Origin of the sequence: Psychromonas aquatilis, assembly GCF_038155185.1 — a bacterium.
Taxonomy (GTDB): Bacteria; Pseudomonadota; Gammaproteobacteria; order Enterobacterales; family Psychromonadaceae; genus Psychromonas; species Psychromonas aquatilis.
In genome coordinates, this window is record NZ_JBAKAZ010000044.1 from 19,246 (window position 1) to 27,123 (window position 7,878).

Sequence of the window (7,878 nt, forward strand, 5' to 3'; positions counted from 1 at the left end):
AACTATTTAAAGGTCACACCGATATAAGCTGAAAAAGGATCAACACCATAGTCAGTAATCACAACATAATCTTTATCAAGTACATTTTCTACTCTGCCATGAATAGAAAAATGCTCAGTTAGTTGATATGAGACACCAAGGTTTACTAATGTATAATCATCAAGCTCAACATAACCATAATCATATCTTTCACCCACATAATTAATACCAAGGTTTGTGTTTAACTTATTATTAACTTGATAATTGTTATTAAGTGTAGCACTGTGTTTTGGCCTACGAATAAGCTCTTTTTTATCCACCGTTCCATCTTCTGTCATTAAGTAAGTGTATTGGCCGCTGATAGTATAATCTTCATTTACATTAAACGTTGAACTCAGTTCTATCCCTTGTACATTCTCATCTTGGTTTTCATAGGCTCCATTGCCTGTATTTAAAGTTTGATTCCAGCGGATGCCATTCTCATATTCTGCATCAAAATAGGTAAAATCAATATAACCTCGTTGGTTGGCAAAGTTATACTCAATTCCCATATCAGTAGAAATACTCGTTTCTGATTCTAAATCAGGCGTTGCATAAGCGCCAAATAGCTGGCTGAATGTCGGGTTTTTTACACCTGTACCATGACTCGTATGCAACCTGATGGAATCTGTTGCCCATACACTTAATGCTAGTTTATAAGTGTTAGTATCATCAAATTCACTATTAAAATCATGGCGAAGAGAACCTGTAAAGAATACTTTTTCATGCCAATTGAGATGGTATTCTCCGATAATAGCGGTGCTCTCCATTTTTTGTTCATCTGGTGTAGAGCCTGAATTCCATGGTAAAAAGGTATCTTTTTGAATTTCACCTGCGAAAGTAAATCGTTGTTCGAAGTTATCTGTACTTAATAGGTAGTCACTTTGTACTTCTGCCTTGATTGTTTCGCCAGAGTTTTCTGTATAATCCCCATTCCAACCGTTAGGATCGAAGTTTTCTGAAGTCGTATCAGCATAAGAGAGAGATAAGCGATTGTTCCAACGACTATCAAGTAAGTTTACATACAGGTTAATTTTTGCAGTACGTTGTTCATCTAAGCTATAAACGTCATTATCAGCTCCTGAGGTATAACCATAAGCATCGTATTCGCTTTTGGCATCGGTATAACGAGCTACGCCATCAATAGCAAAAATATCGTTGAATCGATAACCCGCTTTAAAATTGACCATGGTATTACGATATCCATCATCATCAGGATCATCATCACTGCCAGTTCCTGCACTAATTCCGTCAGTCGTTAGGTTAGCAACCGACAATGAATAGTGTGCTTTTTCATCTCCGCCATTTATATTAACGAATTGCTTAGCATAGTTATTTGCACCGAGCTCAACAGTACCCGTAGCATTGAACCCGTTGCCACCTTCTTTGGTAATAATATTAATAACGCCGCCTAGTGCATCACTTCCCCATAGTGCACTTTGTGATCCTCTAATAACTTCGATACGTTCAATCCCATCAGCCATTAAGTTAGCAAAGTCAAAGCCTCCACTTGCTGAAGATTGATCGGTTACCCTAACGCCATCAATGACTACAACTACACTTTCAGATGCAGCTCCGCGCATAAATACAGATGTTTTTTTGCCTAGCCCTCCATTGGAAGCAATTGTTACCCCTGGAGAGTTTTTTAATATATCGGCAACGGTTGTTGCTTGTTGTTGTTCGATATCTTTTTCGGTGATGATCGTAATCGCAGTGCCTGTTTCGGTTCGACTGTCTTCATCATTAATAATATTAGTGACGCCTTTTACGATCATAATATTCATTCGCTCACCGGTCTCTTCTGTTGCTGTGTCTTCAGCAAAAACAGGCGCAGTGAATAAACTGATAGCAGCTAACGTGATCGGGGTGTAACGAAAAGTGGACATAAAACTTCCTTAGTATAAAAATATTCAGAAGTTTTCTTGAGGCTATCGTGGCCCAAATAAACAGAAAACCTCCCTGTTATTCGTCACGACATAGTTATCATCTTTACGCTCTAATTAACCAACCCGTGAATTAGAATGTGACGTTATTACGCTGGTATCTGGCTGATAACTCATAATATTAAATAAGTTATTTACAGTTGCGGGGGCAGCGCATGATTTTTCGCTAAAGACTATTAGCGGGACATGCTTCCCATTTAAGCTTGTAGAGTTTACAGGCACGTAACAGAGGCGCGATTATAGGTAAATTAGGCGGCCTGTCAATTGCCAATATGGGGTGTTTTTGCTAAAAAATGCACGGTTATTTTAGATTGGTAAAGTAATGGTTGATATTATTTACGGTTAAAGTTAGCTGAATATTTTACAAGTTCTTGCGAGAGTTAGATGCAAAAATTATTATTTTTATTATTGCTTTTGTTTGTACCATTAACGACAAATGCCACGCTTAGCCTTTCAAATATTGTTGAGGTTCATCCAACTGAAGAGGCATCTGCATTAAACTCAGAAGTCGCTGAACTACCAGAAGTTCATTTTTTAGATGAGCAAAAAAGGCGGGGTGTTGATATTTTACTAGCACATGCTTTGACAGCTCAAAATAAGCATATTGTTAATTTTTCTGATGCATTGAATGGATACGTTAAAGACATAGACGATTAAAGTCTCTGGCAAGCTGTCCAGTTACAATATGCATCGACTGTTAGTTTACGTCAAAATAAATAAACACTACTTGGTTTAAGATTTTACCTGTCTTAGTGACTTTACGTTTAAGTACTATCCGCTTTTATGTTTGGGATTTTATAAGCACAGGTATGATTGCACAAATATATGCCAAAACCTTAGATGGAGGTGCTATTAATGCGTGGATCAGTAGTCTTATTCATCTTCTCTTTATTTTGTTAACCATTTATACCCTGTACAAATGGAAAAGCTTTCTTTTTTGTATTCTCACTGAAAATGTGGCACAACTTTCGATTATACGATGCTGTGACCAATAAAAATTGCGACAATAAGTACTGCCATTGTCGGTGGGGGCTTATTATTTAGCACTCTTGAATATTCAATGCTTTCGGTACTGTCCCGCTATCAATTATTTCGCCACTTTTTAGCTTATCTGTTGATAATTGAAGCGGCTAAGCTGAGTAATACCAATCACACTAATTAACTGATCTATTTTGCTTGTTAAAATAACTTATTTCTTCGTTGTAATTTTCGTAAATAGAACAACTATTTAACTCAAATTACGCCTTGAACTCAGTCATTTTTCCTGCGCAAAATTTAGATCACTTATTTAATATAATTGGTATAATGGTGATAGTTCAAACGCTAACTTAACCATGCTGACTCTGTGATATTGAAGGGGGAGTATGATGGTATTTTTGAGATGGGATGACGTTTAGTGGAAATGAATAGGTTTAGTGATGATGTTAGATTTTTTAGTCACACAAATACTCATTTGCAAGGGAGCCGATAAACTAACATCAATGCCTAAATCAAATGATGAATTAGGCATTGATGTTTTAAATAAAAACCTTCTGCTTAGCTTTTAGTATGAGATAAAAAGTATTGGTAAGCAGGGTTTAAGGTTTCATCTTTGTAGTTGTAACCCAGTTCATTTAAGTGTTGATTAAACTCTTCGACTTGTTGTCCGTCAATGTCAAAACCAGCCAGTACTTGTCCATAAGCAGAGCCGTGATTACGGTAATGAAATAGAGTGATATTAGCGTGCATACCCAATAGATTTAAAAACTTAATTAACGCATTTGGATGCTCTGGAAATTCGAAGCTATATAAACGTTCTTTCAGCTGCTCAGAAGGAACCCCACCAACCATATAACGCACATGCAGTTTGGCTGTTTCATCATGGCTTAAATCAGCGACTCGATAACCGGATGCTGTTAACTTTTCTGTTAAAGTTGATAACTCTTCAAAACCTTGAGGAGTTCTTACGCCAACAAAAATATTAGCTTGTTTACGATCGCTATAACGATAATTAAACTCTGTGATTGCACGGCCATCTAACTCATTACAAAAAGCTAAAAAGGCGCCTTGCTTTTCAGGAATGGTAACAGCAAGAATACTTTCATTTTGCTCACCAAGTTCACATCGTTCTGACACGTAACGTAAACTATGAAAATTGACATTGGCACCGCTGAGTATCGCAGCTAAGCGTTGACCGGTTAATGCATTTTCTTGGCTGTATTTTTTAAGACCAGCTAATGACAGTGCGCCAGCAGGTTCAGCAATCGCTCGGGTATCATCAAAAATATCTTTAACAGCGGCGCATATTTCATCACTGCTGACGGTGATCACCTCATCAATGTATTGCTGGCATAAACGGAATGTTTCTTGACCAATGGTTTTTACCGCTACACCATCAGCAAATAAACCAACTTTTGGCAGAGTGACAGGCTTACCTGCCGCTAGTCCTGCTTTTAAACAGGCTGCATCTTCAGGCTCGACAGCGATAATTTTAATATCAGGCAGTAATTGCTTAATATAAACGGCAATCCCAGCTGCTAAGCCACCGCCACCGACAGGGACAAATATCTTATCGAGATGTACATCTTGCTGTAAAAGTTCTTTACCGACTGTGCCTTGTCCAGCAATGATATCAGGATCATCAAAAGGGTGGATTAAGGTATAACCATGCTCCTTTGCTAAGGCTAAAGAGTAAGCATTAGCGGCATCAAATGAGTCGCCGGTTAAAACAACGGTTGCCCCAAAGCTGCGTACTGAATTTACTTTAATATCAGGCGTTGTTTTAGGCATAACGATGGTCGCTTTGATGCCCATTCGTTGAGCCGACATAGCCAGGCCTTGCGCATGGTTCCCAGCAGAAGCTGCGATCACGCCATTCTTTTTTTGTTGCTCGCTTAAGTTAGACAGTTTGTTGTAGGCACCGCGTAACTTAAAAGAGTGTACAGGTTGTAAGTCTTCTCGCTTTAATAATACTTGGTTATTTAAGCGAGCAGATAATTTATTTAATGGTTGTAGTTTTGTTTCTATAGCTGCTTCATAAACAGGTGCTAATAATATTTTTTTTAAATATTGTTCACTAGATATTGTTGGCATTATAAACCTTACATTTAATGTGCGTGTTTTAGTTGAGCGAATTATTCGCTTACAGTATCAGTTTGTAGGGGATCATTTACTGTTGCAAATAATTCTCCTAAACGTGTAACACTTGAAGCTGACATCTCTTCATTAAATTGAATGCTATCTTTAGGAAATACAGCAACAATGGTACTGCCTAATTTAAAGCGTCCCATTTCCGCGCCTTTTTCTAAGGTAATATCTTGATCTTTATAATCCCAGTATTGTAATTCTTTATCTTTTTGTGCCGTTAAAGTGCCTTCCCATACGGTTTCTATACTACCAACAATCGTCGCACCGACTAATACCATTGCCATTGGACCTACCGCAGTTGAAAATATCGCAACGGCACGTTCATTTCGTGCAAATAAGTTTGGCACATTTTCAGCTGTTAAAGGGTTAACAGAAAAGAGGTCGCCTGGAATAAAAATTAACTGTTCTAGCTTACCTGTGATTGGCATATGAATACGATGGTAATCTTTTGGAGCTAAATAGATCGTAGAAAAAAGACCTTCATCAAAAGGTGCTGCAACATCATCGCGCCCACCGAGTAACTCTCTTAAGCTAAAGTCATGTCCTTTTGCTTGAAAAATACGGCCTGCTTTTATTTCACCTTGTTGGCTAACACAGCCATCAACTGGAATTGCTAAGTTATTTTCACCTTCAATGATGGGTCTTAATTCAGTTTTTAATTCACGAGTGAAAAAGTCATTAAAGGTATCAAAGTCAGATGCATTTAATAGTTTAGCTTCACTCATATCTATTTTGTATTTTCTAATAAAATGAGTAATTAGAAAGGTAGTAAATTTGCCCATTTTTGCATTCGCAAGTTTACCTGCTACCCAAGTTAGAGAGTGTTTCGGTAATATGTATTGAGTAATAATTTTTATTTTGTCGATCATATGAATTCTCTTTTAATATTATTTTAATAAGTATTAGGATCACGATGACGTGCATTTTTTGCATCATCCATGGTTTCTAAAATACGTAAAAAGCTGTTGAATCTTGCGCTTTCAATTTGTCCTGCTTCTACTGCTGCAACCAAGGCACAACCTGGATCTGTTAAATGCTTACAATCTCTAAAACGACAATTGCCAAGGTGTTCACGGAATTCAATGAAGCCACTGGCAATTCGCTCTGTTTCTAAATGCCATAATGAAAACTCACGAATTCCCGGACTATCAATTAAGTCTCCACCATCTTTAAAATGATATAAACGTGCGGTAGTTGTTGTGTGTTTACCTAAACCTGAGCCTTCAGATATTTCACCTGTCACTGCATCAACGTCAGGTAATAACATATTTAATAGCGATGTTTTACCTACACCTGATTGACCAACAAAAATATTGATTTTGTCTTTCATTACCGCTTTTAAGCTATCTAACCCATCACCATGTTTAGAGCTATAAATCACTTGATAACCAATATCTCGATAGTCTTGTAATGCTTTATCAATGACTTCTGCTGACTCGCTATCAAGTAAATCAACTTTGTTTAAGACGATAATAGGGGTAATGCCAATATCTTCGCAAGCGACTAAGTATCTGTCGATTATGTTGCGAGAAAATTCAGGGGCAATTGAGCTGACGATAATGATGTGATCGATATTGGCTGCAATAGGTTTAATACCATCATAATAGTCCGGACGAGTTAATACGGTTTTACGTGGATGTACTGCTTCGATAACGCCACTAATTCCCTGATGGGATTCTTTTCCTGCTCGCCATACAACTCTATCACCAGTTACTAGTGAGCGTATTGAACGACGTAGAGTACAACGTTCAATTTTGCCGTGCTCATCTTCAATATCTGCATGCTGACCAAAGCGGCTTACGACTAAACCTTCTAGTTGAGGACCTAGTTCAGATTCGTCCCATTGTTTGTCGTTTTTAGGCGCTAGGCGCTTATTATGGTTAGTTTGAACACGACGAATTTGGTTTTTACTGAGTTTTTTCTTCTTAGCCACAGATTTCCTTTGCTACCACTGATGATTTGAATCGAGTATTATACGCTATTTTTTACATAAAATAGCGATTCATCAAGAGAAAAGGTGGTTATTAGAATGGATAAAAACAATTTAGTATGGATTGATCTGGAAATGACGGGGCTAAACCCTGACAGTGACAAGATCATCGAAATTGCAACAATAGTAACTGACAGTGATTTAAATATTCTCGCTGAGGGGCCTCAATTGGTTATTCACCAAAGCGATCAAACCATGGATTCAATGAATGAATGGTGTATTGAGCACCATGGTAAATCTGGTTTGACTGCTCGCGTTAAAGCAAGTGAAGTGAGTTGTGAGCAAGCGGAACAAGCAACTCTAGACTTTATAAAAGAGTGGGTTTCTCCTGGCGCATCACCTTTATGTGGTAATAGTATCGGTCAAGATCGTCGTTTCTTAGTAAAATACATGCCGATGCTAGAAGCATTTTTTCATTATCGTAATATTGATGTAAGTACGATCAAGGAGTTAGGTCGACGTTGGGCACCTGATATGGTGGCAGCACATAAAAAGACTGGAACACATCTGGCGCTGCAAGATATTAAGGAATCTATTTCTGAATTACAGCACTACCAGAAACATTTTTTTCGTTACTAGGATGCTTTTTGAACAAATATAAGGCGGTCTGTTCAAAAACTCTGCAGATGAACTTTATAAAGCTAAAAATAGCTAAAAAAAGCTTGCAAACATTAATTCCATCTCTATAATTCGCACCCTGTAACGCATGAGGTGAACCAAAGCTTCAGGAAATACGTTACGGGAATGTGATGCGGTACTAGCTCAGTTGGTAGAGCACAACCTTGCCAAGGTTGGGGTCAC

General features: G+C 37.9%; 6 protein-coding genes and 1 riboswitch. Of the genes, 2 read left to right on the plus strand and 4 right to left on the minus strand.

All coding sequences use genetic code 11. The annotated features are described in order from the left end of the window. Window positions 1-2 precede the first annotated feature (2 nt). Window positions 3-1,904: a TonB-dependent receptor plug domain-containing protein gene (locus V6256_RS11315; RefSeq protein WP_341598322.1), complete on the minus strand. Its 1,902-nt coding sequence runs from the start codon at window positions 1,902-1,904 to the stop codon at window positions 3-5. A gap of 132 nt (window positions 1,905-2,036) precedes the next feature. Further along, window positions 2,037-2,202: riboswitch (cobalamin riboswitch) on the minus strand. A 143-nt stretch (window positions 2,203-2,345) separates the two neighbouring features. On the opposite strand from V6256_RS11315, the gene V6256_RS11320 reads away from it, so the two are divergent. Further along, the gene (locus V6256_RS11320; RefSeq protein ID WP_341598323.1) at window positions 2,346-2,618 is read left to right on the plus strand and encodes a hypothetical protein; all 273 of its coding nucleotides are present in this window, start codon (window positions 2,346-2,348) and stop codon (window positions 2,616-2,618) included. A gap of 879 nt (window positions 2,619-3,497) precedes the next feature. Here V6256_RS11320 and ilvA read toward each other — a convergent pair. Genes ilvA through rsgA form a run of 3 tightly spaced genes read right to left on the minus strand, consistent with a single transcriptional unit; the run spans window position 3,498 to window position 7,020 of the window. After that, window positions 3,498-5,033, minus strand: coding sequence for a threonine ammonia-lyase, biosynthetic (ilvA, locus tag V6256_RS11325; RefSeq protein ID WP_341598324.1), 1,536 nt, complete (start codon window positions 5,031-5,033; stop codon window positions 3,498-3,500). A 41-nt stretch (window positions 5,034-5,074) separates the two neighbouring features. Continuing rightward, complete coding sequence (gene asd, locus V6256_RS11330) at window positions 5,075-5,953, minus strand: archaetidylserine decarboxylase (RefSeq protein ID WP_341598327.1); 879 nt, start codon at window positions 5,951-5,953, stop codon at window positions 5,075-5,077. A gap of 26 nt (window positions 5,954-5,979) precedes the next feature. Further along, complete coding sequence (gene rsgA / locus V6256_RS11335; RefSeq protein ID WP_341598325.1) at window positions 5,980-7,020, minus strand: small ribosomal subunit biogenesis GTPase RsgA; 1,041 nt, start codon at window positions 7,018-7,020, stop codon at window positions 5,980-5,982. A gap of 96 nt (window positions 7,021-7,116) precedes the next feature. Between rsgA and orn the strand changes: the two genes are divergently transcribed. After that, complete coding sequence (gene orn, locus V6256_RS11340) at window positions 7,117-7,656, plus strand: oligoribonuclease (RefSeq protein WP_341598326.1); 540 nt, start codon at window positions 7,117-7,119, stop codon at window positions 7,654-7,656. Window positions 7,657-7,878: the final 222 nt, after the last annotated feature.